At 40.8% G+C, this 20,621-nt stretch carries 25 protein-coding genes; 1 reads left to right on the top strand and 24 read right to left on the bottom strand.

Annotation, left to right across the window (positions count from 1 at the left end):
• Positions 1–25 precede the first annotated feature (25 nt).
• On the bottom strand, positions 26–169 hold the full coding sequence (locus GPDM_RS16775; RefSeq protein ID WP_008433030.1) for a hypothetical protein: 144 nt from the start codon (positions 167–169) through the stop codon (positions 26–28).
• Between the two features lie 17 nt (positions 170–186).
• Positions 187–597: a single-stranded DNA-binding protein gene (locus GPDM_RS15860; protein ID WP_008433028.1), complete on the bottom strand. Its 411-nt coding sequence runs from the start codon at positions 595–597 to the stop codon at positions 187–189.
• 295 nt (positions 598–892) lie between these two features.
• Between GPDM_RS15860 and GPDM_RS15855 the strand changes: the two genes are divergently transcribed.
• The gene (locus GPDM_RS15855; RefSeq protein ID WP_008433027.1) at positions 893–1,324 is read left to right on the top strand and encodes a YwpF family protein; all 432 of its coding nucleotides are present in this window, start codon (positions 893–895) and stop codon (positions 1,322–1,324) included.
• 86 nt (positions 1,325–1,410) lie between these two features.
• Here GPDM_RS15855 and fabZ read toward each other — a convergent pair whose 3' ends face one another.
• From fabZ to GPDM_RS15745, 22 genes are all read right to left on the bottom strand, one after another.
• Entirely contained in the window at positions 1,411–1,848 is a 438-nt protein-coding gene (gene fabZ, locus GPDM_RS15850) for a 3-hydroxyacyl-ACP dehydratase FabZ (RefSeq protein ID WP_008433025.1), read from the bottom strand.
• 64 nt (positions 1,849–1,912) lie between these two features.
• Positions 1,913–2,176, bottom strand: coding sequence for a DNA-directed RNA polymerase subunit beta (locus GPDM_RS15845; RefSeq protein ID WP_008433024.1), 264 nt, complete (start codon positions 2,174–2,176; stop codon positions 1,913–1,915).
• A 98-nt stretch (positions 2,177–2,274) separates the two neighbouring features.
• Positions 2,275–3,291 carry a rod shape-determining protein gene (gene mreB, locus GPDM_RS15840; RefSeq protein WP_008433022.1) on the bottom strand — a complete coding sequence of 339 codons (1,017 nt, stop codon included), beginning with the start codon at positions 3,289–3,291 and terminating at the stop codon, positions 2,275–2,277.
• Between the two features lie 226 nt (positions 3,292–3,517).
• Positions 3,518–4,816, bottom strand: coding sequence for a UDP-N-acetylglucosamine 1-carboxyvinyltransferase (gene murA / locus GPDM_RS15835; RefSeq protein ID WP_008433020.1), 1,299 nt, complete (start codon positions 4,814–4,816; stop codon positions 3,518–3,520).
• Between the two features lie 351 nt (positions 4,817–5,167).
• Positions 5,168–5,401 carry a DUF1146 family protein gene (locus GPDM_RS15830; protein WP_008433017.1) on the bottom strand — a complete coding sequence of 78 codons (234 nt, stop codon included), beginning with the start codon at positions 5,399–5,401 and terminating at the stop codon, positions 5,168–5,170.
• A gap of 452 nt (positions 5,402–5,853) precedes the next feature.
• On the bottom strand, positions 5,854–6,258 hold the full coding sequence (locus GPDM_RS15825) for a F0F1 ATP synthase subunit epsilon (protein WP_008433014.1): 405 nt from the start codon (positions 6,256–6,258) through the stop codon (positions 5,854–5,856).
• 24 nt (positions 6,259–6,282) lie between these two features.
• Positions 6,283–7,698: a F0F1 ATP synthase subunit beta gene (atpD, locus tag GPDM_RS15820; protein ID WP_008433012.1), complete on the bottom strand. Its 1,416-nt coding sequence runs from the start codon at positions 7,696–7,698 to the stop codon at positions 6,283–6,285.
• 225 nt (positions 7,699–7,923) lie between these two features.
• Positions 7,924–8,781, bottom strand: a complete 858-nt coding sequence (atpG, locus tag GPDM_RS15815; protein ID WP_008433011.1) for an ATP synthase F1 subunit gamma — start codon at positions 8,779–8,781, stop codon at positions 7,924–7,926.
• A 47-nt stretch (positions 8,782–8,828) separates the two neighbouring features.
• Positions 8,829–10,337 carry a F0F1 ATP synthase subunit alpha gene (atpA, locus tag GPDM_RS15810; RefSeq protein WP_008433009.1) on the bottom strand — a complete coding sequence of 503 codons (1,509 nt, stop codon included), beginning with the start codon at positions 10,335–10,337 and terminating at the stop codon, positions 8,829–8,831.
• Between the two features lie 27 nt (positions 10,338–10,364).
• Positions 10,365–10,895, bottom strand: coding sequence for a F0F1 ATP synthase subunit delta (locus GPDM_RS15805; protein ID WP_008433007.1), 531 nt, complete (start codon positions 10,893–10,895; stop codon positions 10,365–10,367).
• Positions 10,892–11,413 (bottom strand): F0F1 ATP synthase subunit B, encoded by a 522-nt coding sequence (atpF, locus tag GPDM_RS15800; RefSeq protein WP_008433005.1) that lies wholly within the window; start codon positions 11,411–11,413, stop codon positions 10,892–10,894. The genes GPDM_RS15805 and atpF overlap by 4 nt, the downstream gene beginning before the upstream one ends.
• Positions 11,414–11,572: 159 nt before the next feature.
• Entirely contained in the window at positions 11,573–11,785 is a 213-nt protein-coding gene (gene atpE, locus GPDM_RS15795; RefSeq protein ID WP_008433003.1) for a F0F1 ATP synthase subunit C, read from the bottom strand.
• A 58-nt stretch (positions 11,786–11,843) separates the two neighbouring features.
• Positions 11,844–12,554 carry a F0F1 ATP synthase subunit A gene (atpB, locus tag GPDM_RS15790; RefSeq protein ID WP_008433002.1) on the bottom strand — a complete coding sequence of 237 codons (711 nt, stop codon included), beginning with the start codon at positions 12,552–12,554 and terminating at the stop codon, positions 11,844–11,846.
• Between the two features lie 27 nt (positions 12,555–12,581).
• Positions 12,582–12,953, bottom strand: coding sequence for an ATP synthase subunit I (locus GPDM_RS15785; protein ID WP_008433001.1), 372 nt, complete (start codon positions 12,951–12,953; stop codon positions 12,582–12,584).
• A 3-nt stretch (positions 12,954–12,956) separates the two neighbouring features.
• The gene (locus tag GPDM_RS15780; protein WP_008433000.1) at positions 12,957–13,178 is read right to left on the bottom strand and encodes an AtpZ/AtpI family protein; all 222 of its coding nucleotides are present in this window, start codon (positions 13,176–13,178) and stop codon (positions 12,957–12,959) included.
• Positions 13,179–13,537: 359 nt separating this feature from the next.
• Positions 13,538–14,656 (bottom strand): non-hydrolyzing UDP-N-acetylglucosamine 2-epimerase, encoded by a 1,119-nt coding sequence (gene wecB / locus GPDM_RS15775; protein WP_008432998.1) that lies wholly within the window; start codon positions 14,654–14,656, stop codon positions 13,538–13,540.
• A 19-nt stretch (positions 14,657–14,675) separates the two neighbouring features.
• Positions 14,676–15,305, bottom strand: coding sequence for a uracil phosphoribosyltransferase (gene upp / locus GPDM_RS15770; RefSeq protein ID WP_008432996.1), 630 nt, complete (start codon positions 15,303–15,305; stop codon positions 14,676–14,678).
• 159 nt (positions 15,306–15,464) lie between these two features.
• The gene (locus tag GPDM_RS15765; RefSeq protein WP_008432994.1) at positions 15,465–17,642 is read right to left on the bottom strand and encodes an EAL domain-containing protein; all 2,178 of its coding nucleotides are present in this window, start codon (positions 17,640–17,642) and stop codon (positions 15,465–15,467) included.
• 131 nt (positions 17,643–17,773) lie between these two features.
• Complete coding sequence (gene glyA / locus GPDM_RS15760; protein ID WP_008432992.1) at positions 17,774–19,009, bottom strand: serine hydroxymethyltransferase; 1,236 nt, start codon at positions 19,007–19,009, stop codon at positions 17,774–17,776.
• A complete protein-coding gene (locus GPDM_RS15755) occupies positions 18,996–19,580 on the bottom strand; it encodes a TIGR01440 family protein (RefSeq protein ID WP_008432990.1) in 585 nt (194 codons plus the stop codon). Before GPDM_RS15755 ends, glyA begins: the two co-directional genes overlap by 14 nt.
• Positions 19,581–19,592: 12 nt before the next feature.
• Positions 19,593–20,030: a ribose 5-phosphate isomerase B gene (rpiB, locus tag GPDM_RS15750; RefSeq protein WP_008432989.1), complete on the bottom strand. Its 438-nt coding sequence runs from the start codon at positions 20,028–20,030 to the stop codon at positions 19,593–19,595.
• Between the two features lie 148 nt (positions 20,031–20,178).
• On the bottom strand, positions 20,179–20,607 hold the full coding sequence (locus GPDM_RS15745; RefSeq protein ID WP_008432987.1) for a low molecular weight protein arginine phosphatase: 429 nt from the start codon (positions 20,605–20,607) through the stop codon (positions 20,179–20,181).
• Positions 20,608–20,621 lie beyond the last annotated feature (14 nt).

Genomic DNA, 20,621 nt, shown 5'->3' with positions numbered 1-20,621 from the left:
CATTTCCCCTTTTAGACATGAAACCTTACCCTTTTTGAACAGTACAAAAAATTTTTTTCAATTCACTTAGTTCCCTCTCCGCTTCTGCCAATCGTTGATGCAGCAAAGCGGTTAATTTAATTAGTTGCTCCATATGCACTTCCAGTTGCAGCTGCACATCTTTTGGCATCGCTAAGTGCCTCCTTTCTATGCATTTACTTGCTCAGTTTCTGGCGGTTGGAAATCGAAGTCTGCATCGTTTTGTGGCGTTTCGTGCTGAGATGTGGTTTCTTCTTGCGCTTTTCTTTTATCGAGGAACCGGATTTGGTCACCAAGCACTTCTATTACATAAATTCGTGTGCCATCTTCCTTGTCATAGGAACGTGATTGCAAACGGCCAGTAACCGCTACTAAAGATCCTTTTACACAGTATTTGGAGACATTGTGAGCGGGCCTTCCCCAGGTGGAACAAAGAACGAAATCTGTTTCTGTTTCTCCCTTCTGATTTTTATAATTTCTAGAAACTGCTACGACGAAGGAAGTGTGTACCCGACCTTCATTCATGACTCGCATCGTTGGATCTTTTGTTAAGCGACCGACAATTCCGACTTGATTCATTTTCTCACCTCCTTTTGCTTATTTAGAGCATACTAAGAAGATTGAATTCTTTGCAAAACTGAAAAAATAATTTTTCGGCGTTTTTCTGCTTTCATATTTCATTTTTGAAGCTTTTAAAAAGATTTCTTGAAATTTATTTTCTTGATTTTATTAAGTTTCTATAAAATCATTGTCTTAAGTAAAAATCAGATTTGGCAAAAATCTGTTATTTTTCAATGGCTACTTTGATTCGCCGACTGAATCTTCAATGTGCTATGCTATACTGTAACAAAGCTAGTATGGGAGGCATCGCTGCATGAAAACATTTAAAATGCTGTCGTTAGGTATTGAAAAAGAAGAGCAAGTGACTGACTATCCGGTACATGATGGCATCATCATAAATCAGGAAAATAAAGAGCGTTCATGGGTTCTTGAAATGCTCATCGATTTAACACACCAAGAAACTTTTGATCGCTTAAAAGAAAGCAACGAAACGATTGCAGTTCAAGTTGTTATTTCTTATCCTAAAAATGAACCTGCGCCTTTTGAAGTTGTTGTGAAGGATGTTAAAATCATGGGCGACCATGTCTCGGTATTAATGAAAGGTACGTTAAAACGGGCTCGTCGTAAATACGCAGAAACTCTTTTATCTGAACTATTAGAAGATGGACTTGAAGGACAAGAGTTGCTTGAACGTTTCGAAACAGATATGCGGACTCGTCCAGGACTTCGTAAAGACGAAGCCTAATACAACCTAGAAATTACACAAATTGAAAAAGCTGTTGTTGAAAGTCATAAAGTGACTTTCGACAACAGCTTTTTCATAGGTATTTTTTATTCGGAAGCGACTGGTCCTAATGCAAAAAGAATATCACATTCACATGCAAGTTCACCATCTACAGTAGCAATTGCATGTCCTTTACCCATTGAACCTCGAAGTTTTGTTAACACTACTTCTAAGCGTAACTGATCGCCGGGTACAACTTGTCGCTTAAAGCGGCAGTTATCAATTCCTGTAAAAAATGCTAACCGACCTTTATTTGCATCTAGTTGTAAAACAGCTGCTGCACCAACTTGTGCCAGTGCTTCTACGATTAACACACCTGGCATAACCGGATAACCCGGGAAATGACCATTAAAGAAATCTTCATTCGCAGATACATTTTTTAAACCGACTGCTTTTTTGCCAGCGTCAATTTCTAAAATACGATCTACCATCAAAAATGGATAGCGATGGGGTAAAATTGCTTGAATTTGTTCAGTTGTTAACAAACGATTCATCTCCTTTTTCTACATTCACGGGTAACCTATACGATTTACTCCTACATATACCGCTTTATTTGCCACCCATAATATCTAAAATGTGTTGCCATGTTTCCCATTTTAATGCATCGGTGGGACTGCCGTCACCAATTACGCCAAAGCCAATCATTACCCCTAAAACAGCCGCTAAAGCGATTAAGGCAATGACTAGCACAATGCGAAGCCAAATTGGAAATAAGCGTATTTGAACCCACCATGTCTTTTTTGGACTTGTTGGCTCTGCCGTGTCTTTTTTAGCTTTTTTTCGAAAAGAAAAGTTTTTCTTCAGTTCAGCCATTCACTTTGTCAACCTTTCCATCTACTGAATTCTTCGACTTTCACGCGAAACTCGAATTTTTAAACTCTAGTTATTATAACCAGAAAGCGTGATTTTTGCTATCTGCTGTTCGATCTTGTTTTTTGTGTACGAAAAATATTGTCTTTTGCCTCTAACATTAACCCAGTACCTAGCACAACACATTCCATCGGATTGTCTGCAATTGAAATTGGAATTTCTAGTTTTTCTGATAAGTGCTGATCTAAACCATTTAACATTGCCCCACCACCGGTTAATACTGCTCCACTTTCAATAATATCTGCAGCCAATTCCGGCGGTGTTTTTTCGAGCACAGCTCGCGTTGCTTCAACAATCGCATCTACCGACTCTCTTAATGCTTGTTCGATTTCAAACGAACTGATAGTTAAGGTTTTCGGATAACCTGTTAAAATATCGCGTCCCCGGACTTCCATCTTTTTTTCTTCAAGCTGTTTACCTGCTGTACCAAGTTCTATCTTCATTTTTTCAGCTGTTTTTTCACCAATCAACAATTTATGTTCTTGCTTTATATATTTCATAATTTGCTGATCAAAGCGGTCACCTGCCACTTTAATCGTTTCACTCGCTACAATGTCTCCCATCGACAAAACGGCTACATCTGTAGTTCCGCCTCCGATATCTATAACCATGCTAGCATTCGGCTGATAAATATTAAGTCCCGCACCTATTGCAGCTACTTTAGGCTCGACTTCGACATATACTTTTTTAGCTCCTGCTTTTTGTGCGACTTCACGAATGGCATTTTGTTCGATGCTCGTTATATTTGTCGGACAGCAAATCAAAATACGTGGTTTGGACATAAAACCTTTTAGTTTTAAAATATGCACGAAATGCTTCAACATGGCCTCAGTCACATCAAAATCGTAGATGACTCCGTCTTTTAGCGGACGAATCGCTTCAATGTGCTTTGGTGTTCTACCCAGCATTTTACTTGCTTCTTTTCCCACTGCCAGAACTTCTTCAGTTTTTCTGTCTCTGGCTACTATAGAGGGTTCGTTTAAAATAATTCCTTTACCTTTAACATATATTAATACATTCGCCGTTCCAAGATCGATTCCAATGTCTTTAGAAAACATTCAGCCCACGCCCCTTTTAAGCCATTTATTATGCTTTAACAGTTAAGTAAGTCATTATTTTCTAAGTTGCCGATACGAAGGCCTATAATTAGGAATTAAAACCTTCTCTTAACTGAATATTTTATCATAGTGAAGATTGCATTGACAAAATTCCTTGTCATCATCCATTCCATTAAAAAAGCTTGCGGAACTGGTAACCAGCTCCGCAAGCTTATGATAAATGGTATTAGACCAATTGCTCGACTTTCTCTTCAGCTTGTTCAACAGTTACACGCTCAATATCAGCGCCTAAAGCAGCAAGTTTTGTATGGAAGCCTACATATCCACGATCTAAGTGATAAAGTTCGGTAACTCGTGTAATTCCATCAGCAGCAAGACCTGCAAGAATTAATGCAGCTGCAGCACGTAAGTCTGTAGCAGCAACTTCTGCGCCTTGTAGTTTAGATGGCCCTTCCATGATGACAGAACGTCCTTCAATCTTCACTGAAGCGTTCATGCGACGGAATTCTTCCACGTGCATAAAGCGATTTTCAAAAACAGTTTCTGTCAAGATGCCGTTACCTGTTGCAGTAAGCATTAATGACATCATTTGCGATTGCATGTCTGTTGGGAATCCTGGATGTGGCATTGTTTTAATGTCAATTGAACGAAGTGGACGATTAGAACGAATACGTAATCCCTCTTCAGTTTCTTTAATATCGACACCCATTTCACCCATTTTAGAAATTAACGCAGCCATATGCTCAGGAACAGCGTTTTCGATGATTACATCGCCTTCAGTAATTGCTGCAGCTACCATGAATGTTCCAGCTTCAACACGATCCGGAATAATATAATGTGTAGCGCCATGCATTTCTTCTACACCTTCAATACGCATTGTATCTGTACCTGCACCGATAACGCGACCGCCCATTTCATTGATGTAGTTAGCCACATCAACAATTTCCGGCTCTTTAGCAGCGTTTTCGATAATAGTCGTACCTTCAGCTAACGCAGCAGCCATCATAATGTTTTCCGTAGCACCAACACTTGGGAAATCTAAATAGATTTTTGCTCCGCGTAAGCGGCCATTTGTTTTAGCTTCTACGAAACCATTACCAAAGGTAATACTCGCGCCCATTGCTTCAAATCCTTTTAAGTGTTGATCGATTGGACGTGAACCTATTGCACAACCACCTGGTAAAGCTACACGTGCAAAACCGTTACGTGCAAGAACAGGTCCCATCACTAAAATTGAAGCGCGCATTTTACGAACGTATTCGAATTGAGCTTCACTCGATAAAGTTGCTGATGCATCAATCATCATTTCATTTTTTTCCGGGAAATATTCAACAGTTACATTCAAACTTCTTAACACTTCTTGAATTGTATAAACATCTGCTAAATTCGGTACTTCTTTAATAATACTTTTGCCATTTGAAGCTAATAATGCTCCAGCCAATACAGGTAAAACTGCGTTTTTAGCCCCTTCTACCCGTACCTTTCCTTTTAACTTTTGGCCGCCTTTTACGATAATCTGATCCACTAATATGCCCTCCATGTGTTTAATATTCATCTATATATTCCTATTTACGCTATAAAGTCCAAAGTCATTCTTAAGAAACAAAACCTTACTCATATTACCTTCTTTTTTAATAAAAATCAAGCAAATTTACTCTCATTTTGTGCTGTATTTCGATTCGGACTTTATGTTATTCGAATAGCATGTTGTTTTTGTGTCCGTCAGGGAAGAAAGTCACGTTTTAATAACAAGCTATTAGACCTTTTCCCCTCTATATAGCATTTAAACCTTATACACGAATTTATTTCCCAGGAAATAAAGATTTTGCCGTTTTGCCATAGCTATGAGTGTCAAAGACATGGCAAAACGGCAATTTTAAAATAGATAAGGCAATTGCCGTGACCACGATGAAATATTTAGGAAAAAAGTAGATACCAAGGTCCCTATTGAAATACTAAGAAAAATATAAAGAATTTGCGCCTGTAAAATATGATGTTTGTGTACCAGTTTTTCTATCATTAATGCACGCATTGCGTAAAAAGCGACGCCCGTGAAGAAAATATGACTAAAGATCGATATTAACGCAGTTTGCCCAATCATCATTTCCATTTGACTCATCCTCTCATCGTTAGATATTAATTTATTTAAATTAGAAAAAGCGGACAAAAGTCAGTTGCCCTTCTGTCCGCTTTTACTTTTTTTAGTTTCAGTGCCCAGATTCTAGGGTCATAAGCCACTCTGACTGTCCAGTTGCAAGTGCCTAGCTCTTCGGGTCATAAGGCAACCCAGCCGTGTGGCAAAAGTCGCCACACTACTGGTCTGTCTTATGCCTGTCAGAGCTAAACAGGCACTTTCACTTTTCTTTCTATACGGCAAAGAACGCCGCTTCGCCAGTGCGTCTTATGCCCATCGAATCTACATGGGCACTTACGCTTTTCTTACTGTCTAGTTCCAACGGCCAACTCCTCGGGTCATAAGGCAGCCCACCTGCGTGGCAAAGAACGCTACACTGTTGGTCTGTCTTATGCCTGTCGGAGCTGAACGGCCGTTTTCACTTTTCTTTAAATGTTACCCTCATAAACGTTGATACGATTCATCGCACGCTTTAACGCCAATTCTGCACGTTTAAAGTCGATTTCATCTTTATTTGCCTGTAAGAGTGCTTCTGCACGTTTAGCGGATTCTTGAGCACGTGATAGATCAATGTCTGTCGCGCGTTCAGCCGATTGTGCAAGGATAGTCACTTTTTCAGGGCGGATTTCTAGAAATCCACCATTTACAGCAACTAATTCTGTAGAGTTCTCTTTCTTTAATCGGACTGCACCGATTCCAAGAGGAGCAACTGTTGGAATGTGACCTGGTAAAATACCCATCTCACCTGTTGATGTAACTGCAATAACCATAGATACTTCTGAATCGTATACCGGGCCGTCGGGAGTGACAATATTGACTGTAATGGTCTTCATTTTTTTCCCTCCTGGTCCCTGGTTTTAGACTTCTACGCCCATGCTTTTAGCTTTTGCAATAACTTCTTCAATGCGGCCAACTAAACGGAAAGCATCTTCTGGCAAGTGGTCATATTTTCCATCAAGAATTCCGCGGAATCCTTTGATCGTTTCTTGAACTGGAACGTAAGAACCTTTTTGTCCTGTGAACTGTTCAGCAACGTGGAAGTTTTGAGATAAGAAGTTTTGAACACGGCGTGCACGGTTAACCGTCAGCTTGTCTTCATCACTTAACTCATCCATACCAAGGATAGCAATGATATCTTGTAATTCTCTGTAACGTTGTAAAGTTTCTTGAACTTCACGTGAGATTGCGTAATGTTCCGCACCAACAATTTCAGGTGACAATGCACGAGAAGTTGAAGCTAAAGGATCTACCGCTGGGTAAATACCCATCTCAGAAAGTTTACGCTCAAGGTTAGTTGTTGCATCTAAGTGAGCGAAAGTTGTAGCCGGAGCCGGATCCGTATAGTCATCGGCTGGTACATAAATTGCTTGGATAGATGTTACTGAACCTGCACTTGTTGTTGTAATACGTTCTTGTAATTGACCCATTTCTGTAGCAAGTGTTGGTTGGTAACCAACTGCTGATGGCATGCGACCAAGTAATGCCGATACTTCAGATCCTGCTTGTGTGAAACGGAAGATATTGTCGATGAAAAGAAGAACGTCCGCGCCTTGTTCGTCACGGAAGTATTCAGCCATCGTCAAACCAGACAAAGCAACACGCATACGTGCGCCTGGTGGCTCGTTCATTTGACCGAAAACCATTGCCGTTTTCTTAATAACACCAGATTCGCTCATCTCGTGGAATAAGTCATTTCCTTCACGTGTACGTTCACCAACACCAGCGAATACGGATAAACCACCGTGTTCTTGTGCGATGTTGTTGATCAATTCTTGGATAAGAACTGTTTTACCTACACCGGCACCACCGAAGAGACCGATTTTACCACCTTTAATATAAGGAGCAAGCAAGTCAACAACTTTAATACCTGTTTCAAGAATTTCAACTTCTGTGGATAAATGTTCGAATGTAGGTGCAGAACGGTGAATCGGGTCACGGCGCTCTGTTAACGGAATTTCTTCCCCTAAATCGATAATTTCACCAAGTACGTTGAATACACGACCTAATGTTACATCTCCAACTGGAACAGAAATTGCTCTGCCCAAGTCAGTTACTACTGAACCACGTTGTAATCCATCAGTAGATTCCATCGCGATTGTACGGACTGAATCGTCACCAAGGTGAAGAGCCACTTCAAGTGTCAAAACAACTTGAGCTTGTCCGGGACGATCAATATTTACAGTTAGGGCATTATAGATAGCTGGAAGTTGGCCGTTAGCAAACTTAACATCTACAACTGGTCCCATAACCTGAAGAACGTGTCCTGTGTTCATGCTGTTCCCTCCTGTCTTACGTTTTTAAAAACTTCTATTTAAAGAAGTTCGCAGTTTTAGTATTAGCAGAATATAGTGCCCATCTACATGGGCACCTCTGCATTTCTTATTGTCTAGCTCCGGTGCCCAGATTCTCGGGGTCTTAAGTCAGCCCACTTCGGAAATTACATTTCCTGTGCGTTCTGTCTTAAGCCCGTCGAATCTAGATGGGCACCTCTGCATTTCTTATTCTAAAGCAGATGCTCCGCCGACAATTTCAGTGATTTCCTGAGTAATTGCCGCTTGGCGTGCACGGTTATATTGTAGTGTCAGTCCATTAATCAAATCAGACGCATTATCGGTCGCGCTCTTCATTGCTGTCATGGAAGCAGCATGTTCACTCGCTTTGCCGTCAAGAACAGCCCCAAAGATCAAGCTTTCTGCGTATTGTGGAAGAAGAACTTCCAAAATCGCTTCTGCTGAAGGATCAAATTCATAAGATGCAGTTGATCCAGTCGGTTGAATATCCGTCAGCGGCAAGACTTTTTTCTCTGTGACTTCTTGTTGAATTGCTGAAACAAAGTGATTGTAGTACATATAAACTTCGTCATACGTACCATCTGAGAACATACCAACAGCTTTGCGCGTTATTTCTTTAATATCCGCAAACGTCGGATGATCCGGAAGTGCAATTGCACTTTCAAGAATTGTCATTCCTTGTTTTGTAAAGAATTCTTTTCCTTTCCGGCCAACGCTTAGGATAACAAAGTCGTCATTAGATGTGTGTCGTTCACGAATTCTACTCATAACAGTACGAAGAATATTACTGTTATATCCGCCTACTAAACCACGATCTGATGTAATCACTAAATAAGCGGTTTTCTTTACAGGGCGAGCGACCATCATCGGGTTGCTCGTGTCCGAAGACCCGGCAGCGATTGATGCTACTACGTCCTGAATTTTGTGCATATATGGAACGAATGCTTTCGCATTTACTTCCGCACGGCTTAGTTTAGATGCAGAAACCATTTGCATGGCTCTTGTGATCTGACTTGTTTTCTTTGTTGACGTAATTCGGTTTTTTATATCGCGTAATGATGCCACTGGTATTTCACCACCTTATTATTTTTTCTTCATATTCGAACTCGGTATTACTCAGATTTAGCAAATGTGCGTTTGAATTCATTAATCGCTGCAGCAAATGCGTCATCAGCAGGTAAGCCTTGAGTTGTGCGAATAGTATCCAAAATTTCTGTGTGGTTTGTATCCAACCAGCTTGTCAATTCAGCTTCAAAGCGAGAAATGTCGTTGATAGCGATATCGTCAAGGAATCCACGAGTTAACGCATAGAAAATAACAACTTGTTTTTCAACTTTGATTGGGTTGTTCAAGTCTTGTTTCAAGACTTCAACTGTACGTTTCCCACGCTCAAGTTTCGCAGCAGTTGCAGCATCAAGGTCTGAACCGAACTGAGAGAATGACTCAAGTTCACGGAAAGCCGCTAAGTCAAGACGTAATGTACCCGCAACTTTTTTCATTGCTTTGATCTGAGCTGAACCACCTACACGTGATACAGAAAGACCAGCGTTGATTGCTGGGCGTACACCCGAGAAGAATAGATCCGACTGAAGGAAAATCTGACCATCTGTAATCGAGATAACGTTTGTAGGAATATATGCAGCGATATCGCCAGCTTGCGTTTCTACGAACGGCAATGCTGTGATAGATCCTGCTCCAAGAGTTTCGTTTAATTTCGCAGCACGCTCAAGTAAACGTGAGTGCAAGTAGAAAACGTCACCTGGATAAGCTTCACGGCCTGGTGGACGACGAAGCAATAGTGAAAGTTCGCGGTAAGCAGATGCTTGTTTTGTTAAATCATCATAGACGATCAACACATGTTTGCCTTCAAACATGAATTCTTCAGCCATAGTGATACCTGCATAAGGAGCCAAGTATAATAATGGAGCTGGTTGTGAAGCTGAAGCCGTTACAACGATTGTGTAATCTAGAGCTCCATTTTTACGGAAAGTTTCTACTACGTTACGTACAGTAGATTCTTTTTGTCCGATTGCAACATAGATACAAATCATATCTTGGTCAGCTTGGTTTAAGATTGTATCGATTGCTACAGAAGTTTTACCTGTCTGACGGTCACCGATAATCAATTCGCGCTGTCCACGACCGATTGGCACAAGTGCGTCAATAGCTTTAATACCTGTTTGAAGTGGTTCATGAACCGATTTACGGGCCATAACGCCTTGTGCAGGGCTTTCAATTGGACGAGATTTTGTTGTGTTGATTGGTCCAAGACCGTCAACAGGTTGTCCAAGTGGATTTACTACACGTCCAATAAGTTCGTTTCCTACTGGTACTTCCATAATACGGCCAGTTCGACGTACTTCATCGCCTTCTTTGATGTCTTTGTATGGGCCAAGGATAATGATACCAACGTTGTTGGCTTCCAAGTTTTGCGCCATACCAATAGCACCAGTAGAGAACTCTACAAGTTCTCCAGCCATGATGTTGTCGAGGCCATGAGCGCGTGCGATACCATCACCAATGGTGATTACTGTACCAACGTCGTCAACTTTCATCTCTGATTGATAATTTTCAATCTGTTGTTTAATCAGACCGCTGATTTCTTCAGCTTTGATGCTCATGTATGTCACCCTCTCATAATTTCATAATTAACCGATTAATTGACGTTGCAGACGTGCTAATTTCGTGCTCACGCTGCTGTCGTAAATGCGGTTTCCGATTTGAATACGCAATCCGCCGATTAACGATGGATCGATAATGTTTTCAATTCGTAAAGATTGTTTCCCGATTTTTTTAGCGAATACGGAAGAGATAGAAGAGCGTTCTTCTTCAGTCAAAGGACGTGTAGAATAAACTTCTGCATCTTCAATTCCTTGTGCATTGTTAGACAAAGTAATAAATTCGTCTACCATTGACTTTACTTCATCTAAACGTTTGCGTTCTGCCATCAATTGAAGTGTATTTACGACAAACGGATTTGCCCCACTAAACACTTCATTGATCAAGTTTGTTCTTTTATCAGCCGAAAGTTTTGGAGATACAATCAAATTGTAAAGTTCTGGAGTCAGTTCAAAGACTTTTTTCACTTCACGTAAATCATGTTCGATATCCAAAGACGATTCATGCTTTTGAGCGACTTGGAACAATGCTAAAGCGTAGCGTTCTGCAACTTGACTCACTGAACTTCGCCTGCCTTCGCAATCGTTTCGTTAATCAACTGACGGTTGTCTTCCTCAGAGATTTCTTTTTCAAGCACTTTCGTAGCAGCAAGTAGTGACAATGCCACAACTTCTTCACGAACAGCTGAAATAGCTTTATCTCTTTCGTTTGCAATTTCTTGAACTGCTGCTTCTTTCATACGGCTAGACTCAGCACGCGCTGTTGTAATAATTTCCTCACGCGAAACTTCGCCTTGCTTTTTAGCGTTTTCAACGATTTCTTGTGCTTGTGTACGTGCGTCTTTAAGTAGACCACGCTGTTCTTCAAGCATTTTTTGAGATTCTAAACGGCTGTTTTCAGCTGTTTCAATTTCACTCTTGATCAAATCTTCACGTTGCTGCATTACGCCCATCAAAGGACCCCATGCGAATTTCTTCAAAAGCAACATTAACCCAATGAAGATGACAAGTGTAGCGAGAATGTCTCCAATATTCAAAAACTCCCCGGTTGCACCGAGTACGAGGTGATCAAAAAACACGATTGTTTCACTCCCTTCAAGAGCCTAAAATGCAATTTCTTCTATAGTAAGATCTTTATTTAGTACAAGATGAACTTTCAAATGCAAATGTTGCATACAAGTTTAAATGGCGAAAACCATATAGTAGCATCCCCACCATTTAAATTTTGTATAAAAATACTAGCGGTTCATTACGATGAACGCGATAACTACAGCGATGATTGGCAATGCCTCAACCAATGCAACCCCGATAAACATTGTTGTTTGTAATACGCCACGAGCTTCTGGCTGACGAGCGATACCTTCAACTGTTTTTGAAACGATAAGACCGTTACCAATACCTGCACCTAGTGCTGCTAAACCTACTGCAATTGCTGCTGCTAATAAACCCATTTTAAAATGTCCTCCTCAGGATAATTGTTTTTTTTTGCTCATAAGAGCGGTTTTATACTCAATGGTCGTCGGCAACTTTATGCGATAAATAAACCATTGTCAACATAACGAAAATGAACGCTTGAATTGCCCCGATAAAGATCGAGAAGCCTTGCCATAACATCATTGGCAGGATAGCTGCTGCAAATCCAAAAATACTTGCTGATGCGAGACCTGCTAACAAAGTTAACAAGATTTCCCCCGCATAGATGTTCCCGTAAAGACGTAGACCGAGTGTCAACGTATTTGCGAATTCTTCAATGACTTTTAGTGGGAATAAGAATGGCATTGGCTTAATATAGCCTCCGGCATATCCTTTTAACCCTTTCAACTTGATGCCATAATAATGACTCAAGATGAGTACCGTAGCGGCTAATGTCATTGTTACTGTTGGATCAGCTGTTGGTGATTTCCACCAAAGATCTCCGTTAACAACTATTGCAAATGGAAGACCTAACATGTTCGCAACAAAAATGAACATGATTAAGGTGATTCCAAGAACATGGAATCGGCCACCATCTTTCCAATCCATATTGCTGTTAATAATCCCTTTCACGAAATCCATGATCCATTCCATGAAGTTTTGCATGCCCGTTGGTTTGAGCTGCAAATTCCGCGTAGCGACAAAAGCAATAAGGAAGACGATAAGAGCGGCTACAAGTAGCATCATAACGTTTGATAGGTTGAACCAGATCCCGAACACCTCGTGCATAGGAGCGCCATGTTCCACGATAGTTTCACCTCTCTTTCCACATTGTTAATGGTGTTTCACGTGATAAATAATCCGCTCTGTTAACAACAGAGCATAAGGGACCATCAACCCTATTACCGTACTGACCAAGTGAATGTGCTCTGCGAACAAAATTGCAATCGCCACAGCAGCAACACCTGATGCAAACCGTAATGCCGTTCCAAGCGAACGAACTTTCGAGCCTTCAGCCACCGCACGGTCAAATTTCTCCATCCGACGAACAAGAATCCACATATTATAAATGCCGAACAAAGTTCCGATTATGAGACCCGCGAACACTTCTTGATAAGAGGTAAACCCCCAACCAATAACGTAGAGCGCTAAGATGAAAATAATCATCTTTTTTAGTCTTGTGTATATCTCCCTTAGTCCATCCATTTTCTACTTGTCTCCTGATTCGAATTTGCGGACGGTCTGAAGCATTGCCCAAACACCGGCAGTGATGCCTATAAATAGGCAGATGATCATGAAAAATGGTGCGGTTCCTACCTTTTCATCAAGCCACATACCCGTGAACACCCCGATGAGTACGGACCCAACAAGTTGTGACAGAATGGCGCTGTAAATTGCCATCGCTTGTAAGGGCTTTTTTGTTGGGTGCATGACAACCCCCTCGAACCTCGTTGATTTGACATTATACCCTCAAAAAGAGCAGTCGCATCAGGCTTCCACCTACATAATCTATGTAAGAAAACCATCTCATGCATACCCTTTGTAAGCATACATTAGGGGTAAAATCATGTCAATTAGTAGAAGTGAAAAACTTCACAAGCGATTTACCTCTGACATATTGTGGACAAATTTCAACAAGATATGTGGAATCGGCCGTTTTAGCTCCGACGGTCAGAAAGCAGAATGGTAAAGCGGTGTCTTTTACCGCTTAGCCAGAATGATTTCTGATCCCGAGGAGTTGGCCGATGCAACTAGACAACAAAAAATGTGGAATTGGCCGTTTTACTCACTTACAGTTTTGAAAAATATGTGTGCAGCGCTTCGACAATCCGTGCAGATGCTTTTCCATCTCCATACGGATTAGAAGCTTGAGACATTGCTTTGTACGCAGTTTCGTCGGTCAACAATTCTTTCGCCAAGCCGTAAATTGTCTCTTCATCTGTACCTGCTAGTTTCAACGTTCCTGCACTAATGCCTTCTGGACGTTCAGTAGTATCACGCAAAACCAATACTGGCTTGCCCAATGATGGTGCTTCCTCTTGAATTCCGCCAGAATCGGTCAAAATAAAATAGGAACGGGCTGCAAAGTTATGAAAATCTAAAACTTCGAGTGGTTCAATCAAATGAATGCGTGAATCACGCCCTAACACTTCATCCGCTACTTCTCGAACAGCTGGGTTCATATGTACAGGATAAACCACTTGAATATCATCGTGCTCTTCGATCAAGCGCTTAATCGCGCGGAACATATTGCGCATCGGCTGCCCTAGATTTTCACGGCGATGTGCTGTCAATAAAATCATTCGGTTGCTCCCGATTTTTTCCAAAATCGGATGTGAATACGTTTCGCGTACTGTTGTTTGGAGAGCATCGATTGCTGTATTGCCCGTAACATAAATTGTTTCGGCTTTCTTGTTTTCATCAAGCAAGTTTTGAGCTGATTTTTCAGTTGGTGAAAAATGAATGTCTGCTATGACTCCCGTCAACTGACGATTCATCTCCTCAGGAAATGGCGAGTATTTGTTATGCGTACGCAAGCCCGCTTCTACGTGACCGACTGCTACTTGGTTGTAAAAAGCAGCTAGGCTCGCAGCGAAAGTTGTCGTTGTATCGCCATGCACTAACACTATATCTGGCTTTGCCTCTTTCATGATTCCATCAAGTCCTTGCATTGCGCGCATAGTGACGTCGGTCAATGTTTGGCGATCTTTCATGATGTTCAAATCAAAGTCAGGTGTGATTTTGAATGTCTCTAATACTTGATCAAGCATTTCTCTATGCTGTGCCGTTACCGTTACAAGTGGTTCAATGGTTTTCGGATGTTTTTGAAGTTCCAAAACAAGCGGTGCCATTTTAATTGCTTCTGGACGCGTACCAAATATCGTCATTACTTTCCACTTTTTCGTCAAACTGATTTACCTCGCTCTCTTACTTTGTTCCGAATAAACGGTCGCCAGCATCTCCAAGACCTGGAACAATATATCCTTTTTCATTTAACTTTTCATCTAAAGCCGCGATGAAGATGTCTACATCCGGATGCGCTTCTTGTAAAGCTTCCACACCTTCAGGAGCTGCAATAATGCACATAAAGCGAATTTTTACAGCGCCTCGTTTTTTCATCGAGTTAACTGCTTCAATCGCTGATCCACCTGTAGCAAGCATTGGATCCACAACGATAAATTCACGTTCTTGCACATCAGAAGGCAACTTCAAATAATATTCGACGGGTTGCAACGTAACTGGATCACGGTATAAGCCGATATGGCCAACTTTAGCAGCTGGAATCAATTTCAAAATACCATCTACCATACCAATTCCCGCACGTAAAATAGGAACGACGCCTAATTTTTTTCCTGCAAGAACATTTGACTTAGCCATTTGTACCGGTGTTTCCACATCGATTTCTTGTAACGGCAAGTCGCGTGTGATTTCAAATGCCATCAATGTAGCAATTTCATCCACCAATTCACGAAATTCTTTAGTACCTGTCGACTTATCACGGATGTAAGTCACTTTATGCTGGATCAACGGATGATCAAAAACATATACTTTTCCCACGGCCTATCTCTCCTTTTCAAACATTATCTTAAATAGTATAACAGAAAATCTTTCGTTCAAGTTGTCAGTTTCCGCTTTGGGATTATTCAGTTATTTTCGCCTATAAAATTTTTCGCAAAAAAAAACCAGAGATTTATTCTCTGGTTTTCACAATTCTTTTTATAATAGAAACGCTTCGTTAAGTGGCATCGGTTTGTAGAAGAAATAACCTTGTCCTTCTTTACAACCAAGACGCAACAAAATCTTCCGTTCTTTATCTGTCTCTACGCCTTCTGCTACTGCATGCATATTCAAATTACTCGCAAGTTGGATAATCGTTTGGATGATCGCCAAAGTTCCTGGCTCATCCATATTCGAGATAAACGAGCGATCAATCTTCAATTCTTCGATCGGTAGCTTTTGGAGATAGCTAAGAGATGAGTAGCCTGTTCCAAAATCATCAATTGACGTTGTAAAGCCACAATATCTCAAGTGCTTGAATACTTTATTGGCAGTTTCAATATCAACAAAACCAATACGTTCAGTAATTTCTAACCGAATCCACTTTGGTTCAATTCCGTAAGCAGTTGTCATATCAAGTAAGTTCGGTACAAAAGAATGATGAAAAAAATGATCAGCAGATATGTTAATCGCTACTTGTCTCATTTTTAAACCTTGATCTACTCTTTTTTTCATCCATTCTAGTACTTGCTTTAAAATACTTTTTTCTAACAATCTAATTTTGCCATTTTTCTCAGCCGCAGGAATAAAGATATCAGGAGGAATAACGCCTAAGTCTGGCGATGTCCAACGTGCCAAAGCTTCAAAACTTAAAACTTCACCCGTTTCCAAATCGACTTTCGGCTGCAGATGAACACCAATTTCATTGCGGTTTAGCGCTGCCGTTAATTCGTTGGCAACCCGTAAATCTCGCATTAAAAATTCATCCAGCTCACTTTCAAAATAGCAAATCGCTTCGCCTGTGCGCAATTTCGCCTGTGATAGCGCACTGTCTGAGCATCGGATTAACTCTTCTGAATCTTTTTGGTGCGGCATGACGATCGCAACGCCTATTTTCAAAGTTAAAAATAATTCGATATCGCCTACTTTGATAGGATCAGCAAACCCACGCATAAGCTGTTCGAGGTATTCTGGAATTTTGACAAATGGTGTAATGCTATACAGCGATAACGTTGAATCCGAAAAACGAGCGATCAAATTTTCCGAAGAATTTTGATGCAGCATTAAGCGTTTTCCGATTTCACCCATGAGCGCGTCCCCAGCACGATGACCATACTGATCTACCACTTTTGTATATTCATCTGTTGAAATAAAAGCAACAAAGCCTTCTTTGCTTTTTTTCAACAATTTATCAATTTCGTTTCTAAAATAATTTCGGTTAGGTAAATTTGTATCCCCATCACTATAGGCCAACCTCAAAATTTCTTCGTGTTGACGTGAGTACTTAATGGCTAAAGATACAATCGAAGCAACACTTTCCATGAATTTTAAATCTTTTTCATCTGGCGTTACTGGTGCTGGAAAATAGATTCCAAATGTACCGATAGTTGCATCTTCCATATTCAAGATTGGAATCGACCAACTTGAAACTAAACCGTATTTCTCCACTAAATGTTGATGATTTCTCCACAAGTAATTTGTAGTCATATCTTCAACTATTACTGGCTGCCCTCGGTAAAATGCTGCTCCACAAGTCCCTATATCTTCCTCTACTTTCAAGCCAATAATCGCTTCTTCAAAGCTTTTGGGCATCGACTGCGTAGCGCCAATTGTGTATATTCGTTCCTCATTATCAATCAACAAAACCGTGCATTTCGCACCATCAATAAAAAACGATTCACATGTATGGCAAATATTTTGCAGAATCGAACTAAGTTTATGACCACTTTCGATTTTTTTATAGGTTTGTTTTTGAAGCTTAATCATCGCCTCTGTACGCTTTCTTTCGGTAATATCGCGTTGAAGCAACAACGTGAACTTAAGGTTTTTTTCAGGAAACGTTAGTGGTTGAATAGATAGTTCATTCCAAAAAGGAGTGCCGTTTTTTCGGTAATTAACGATTTCAAAGATTCCTGTTTCCCCAGAAGCGATGCAAGCGTGTATGTTTTCACTCGCTTTTTGCGATGTTTTTTCTCCATGTAAAAATCGGCCATTACGTCCTAACGTCTCTTCTTCACTGTAGCCAATCATTTTAAAGAAGGCATCATTTGCATAAACGATAGGCTGATCTTCTACTTCGGAGTTGATGACTAAGAACGATGTATGGAATTTAACACCGAGACGGCGTAGCCACTCCATGATTACTTTATTATCATTTATTAGTTCATGCGTGTGCATACGACGCGCCCCCTTTAAAGAATATGTATAGTTTGTTTTAAATATTAGATTTGCCTTCGATTGCTTAAGGATAGTTCTATTATAGTATAAAAATACAGCTGCCAACATATATAATTGGCAGCTGTGTGAACTTATTTATATAACGGGTGCGCAGCAGTTAACTTTGCAACACGTTCTGCAGCTTCTTTTTTGCTATTTTCGTCCTCTGGATTTTTCAGAAGCATCGCCATAACTGCAGCAATTTCTTTCATGTCTTCTTCTTTAAATCCACGAGATGTAACGGCAGCAGTTCCTAGACGGATACCCGAAGTAACAAATGGACTTTCCGGGTCGAAAGGAATGGTATTTTTGTTTGTTGTAATACCCACTTCATCAAGAACATGTTCTGCAACTTTCCCCGTTAAGTTTAACGAGCGAAGGTCAAGCAACAGCAAATGATTGTCTGTGCCGCCAGATACGATATTTACACCTTCTGCAATTAGCGCATTTGCCAATGCATCAGCATTTTTCACGACTTGTTCAATATAGGTTTTGAATTCCGGTTTTTGCGCTTCACCAAATGCAACAGCTTTTGCTGCAATTACGTGCATAAGCGGGCCACCTTGAATTCCAGGGAAAATTGTTTTATCGATTTTTTTCGCAAATTCCTCTTTGCAGAGAATTAATCCACCACGTGGACCACGGAGTGTCTTATGCGTAGTCGATGTTACAAAATGAGCATGTGGAACTGGGTTAGGATGAGCACCAGTAGCAACTAAACCAGCAATATGGGCCATATCAACCATCAAGTATGCTCCGATTTCATCAGCAATTTCACGGAATTTCGCAAAATCCAATTGACGAGAATAAGCGCTCGCTCCGGCAACAATCATTTTTGGCTTATGTTCTAATGCTGCTTGACGAACTGCCTCGTAATCTACCAATTGCTCTTCTTTTGTCACACCGTACTCAACGAAATTATATTGCATACCACTGAAATTCACTTTACTCCCATGTGTTAAATGTCCGCCATGGTTCAAGTTCATCCCAAGAATCGTATCGCCTTTTTCTAGAACTGCTGTATAAACTGCCATGTTGGCTTGAGATCCAGAATGAGGTTGAACGTTCGCGTGTTCCGCACCAAAAATTTCTTTCAGACGGTCGCGAGCGATGTTTTCAACAACGTCTACATGTTCACAGCCACCGTAATAGCGTTTGCCCGGATAGCCTTCTGCATATTTGTTCGTTAACACCGATCCTTGTGCATCCATTACCGCTTGTGAAACAAAGTTTTCCGAAGCGATTAATTCGATATTCGCTTCCTGTCTTTCTTTCTCTGCATTCATCGCTTCATATACTGCTGGGTCTTGCGTCTTAATCAATTCCATCCGTATATCCCTCCCGTGATTGAACAAGCTCACGATTATAGCGCGCACGTTCACCACCAATTAATTTTGGTCGTGTCGTTGCAGATGCCACGATCGCTTCACCTACTAGTTTAACAGAAGTACGCAAGGGAACGGCAACTCTTTTTAAATGCATTCCGATCATTGTTTGTCCAATATCAATTCCCGCATGTGCCTGAACTTCTTCTACCACTACCGGATCGACCATATTGCTGAATGCATATGCACTCAACGAACCGCCCGCTTTTGGAGCTGGTACAACGGTGACAGGCTCCCAACCATATTTTTCAGCTGCCCGACGTTCTACTGTTAAAGCACGATTAATATGCTCACAACCTTGGAATGCTAAAAAAATATGGTGACGAGCTGCGAATTTTTCTAAAGGTTCAAACAAGCTTTCGGCAATATCAAGCCCTCCGCCTGTTCCGATGCGTTTTCCTGCTACTTCTGATGTTGAGCAGCCGACTACAAACACTTGGCCTTTCCTGAACTCGATCTGCTGCTCTAATTCACTTAAAACCTCTTCAAGTTGCAATTGCCATAAAGTTTGCATGTCGACTCCTCCTTATTTTTCGAGGTCCGTGATTTTTTGGATGCGTTTTTCGTGTCTGCCGCCTTCGAATTCTTCAGTCAACCAAGTTTGAGCAATTTCACGTGCAAGTCCTGGGCCAATAACGCGCTCGCCCATTGCTAAAATATTTGAATCATTATGCCCTCTTGTTGCTTTTGCACTGAAAACATCATGAACAAGAGCACAACGGATGCCTTTTACTTTATTCGCAGAGATGGACATGCCAATGCCTGTCCCACAAATCAAAATCCCGCGATCAAATTCTCCGCTTGCTACGCGATCTGCAACCGGTTTTGCATAATCCGGATAATCTACCGAATCGTCTGTATGTGGACCAAAATCCTGATATTCAATTCCGATTTCGTTCATTAAGTTAACGATTTCCTTACGCAAGTTATTGCCGCCGTGATCTGATGAGATTGCCACTTTCATAATAAACCCTCTTTTCTTGAAATCAAATTTATAGATCCGTTAAAGCGTCATTGTCGAATTATGTCCAAAACCTTTTACGCTTTAAATCAATTCTACCATTTTCACGCAAAAAAGACAGACTAGCCTCTCGGATTGTCTGCCTTTTCATTCAAGTCAACTTCACAATTAATTTGTCGATTAATAATTTTAACTCTTGGAATGTTTTTTCATAAAGCGCGAGTGGTCCACCGTAAGGATCGCTAACATCTGCTGTTGAATCAGCTGCAAATTCTTTTAATGTAAAAAGCTTTGTTGCTGTTTCAGGGTAAGCTTGCAATATCGCTGTTTTATGCGAATTGGTCATCGTTAAAACCAGTTCTGCCCATTCCAAGTCTTCTCTATCTAATGGTTTTGAAGTATGACTAAAAGAAATTTGTTGTTGGTTCAATACTAGCTGTGCATTTTCAGAAAGAGGGGCTTCCCCTGCAAATATTCCCGCAGAACGAGCTTCTATTTCTTTCAAATTTTTAGCTGTCACAATTGCTTCAGCCATAGGACTGCGACATGTATTACCCGTACAAACAAAAAGAATCTTCATCATCTATCTCCTTT

The sequence above is a fragment of the Planococcus donghaensis MPA1U2 genome, from assembly GCF_000189395.1.
In the GTDB taxonomy this organism is placed as follows: domain Bacteria; phylum Bacillota; class Bacilli; order Bacillales_A; family Planococcaceae; genus Planococcus; species Planococcus donghaensis_B.
This window is presented reverse-complemented; position numbering and strand designations above follow the sequence as displayed.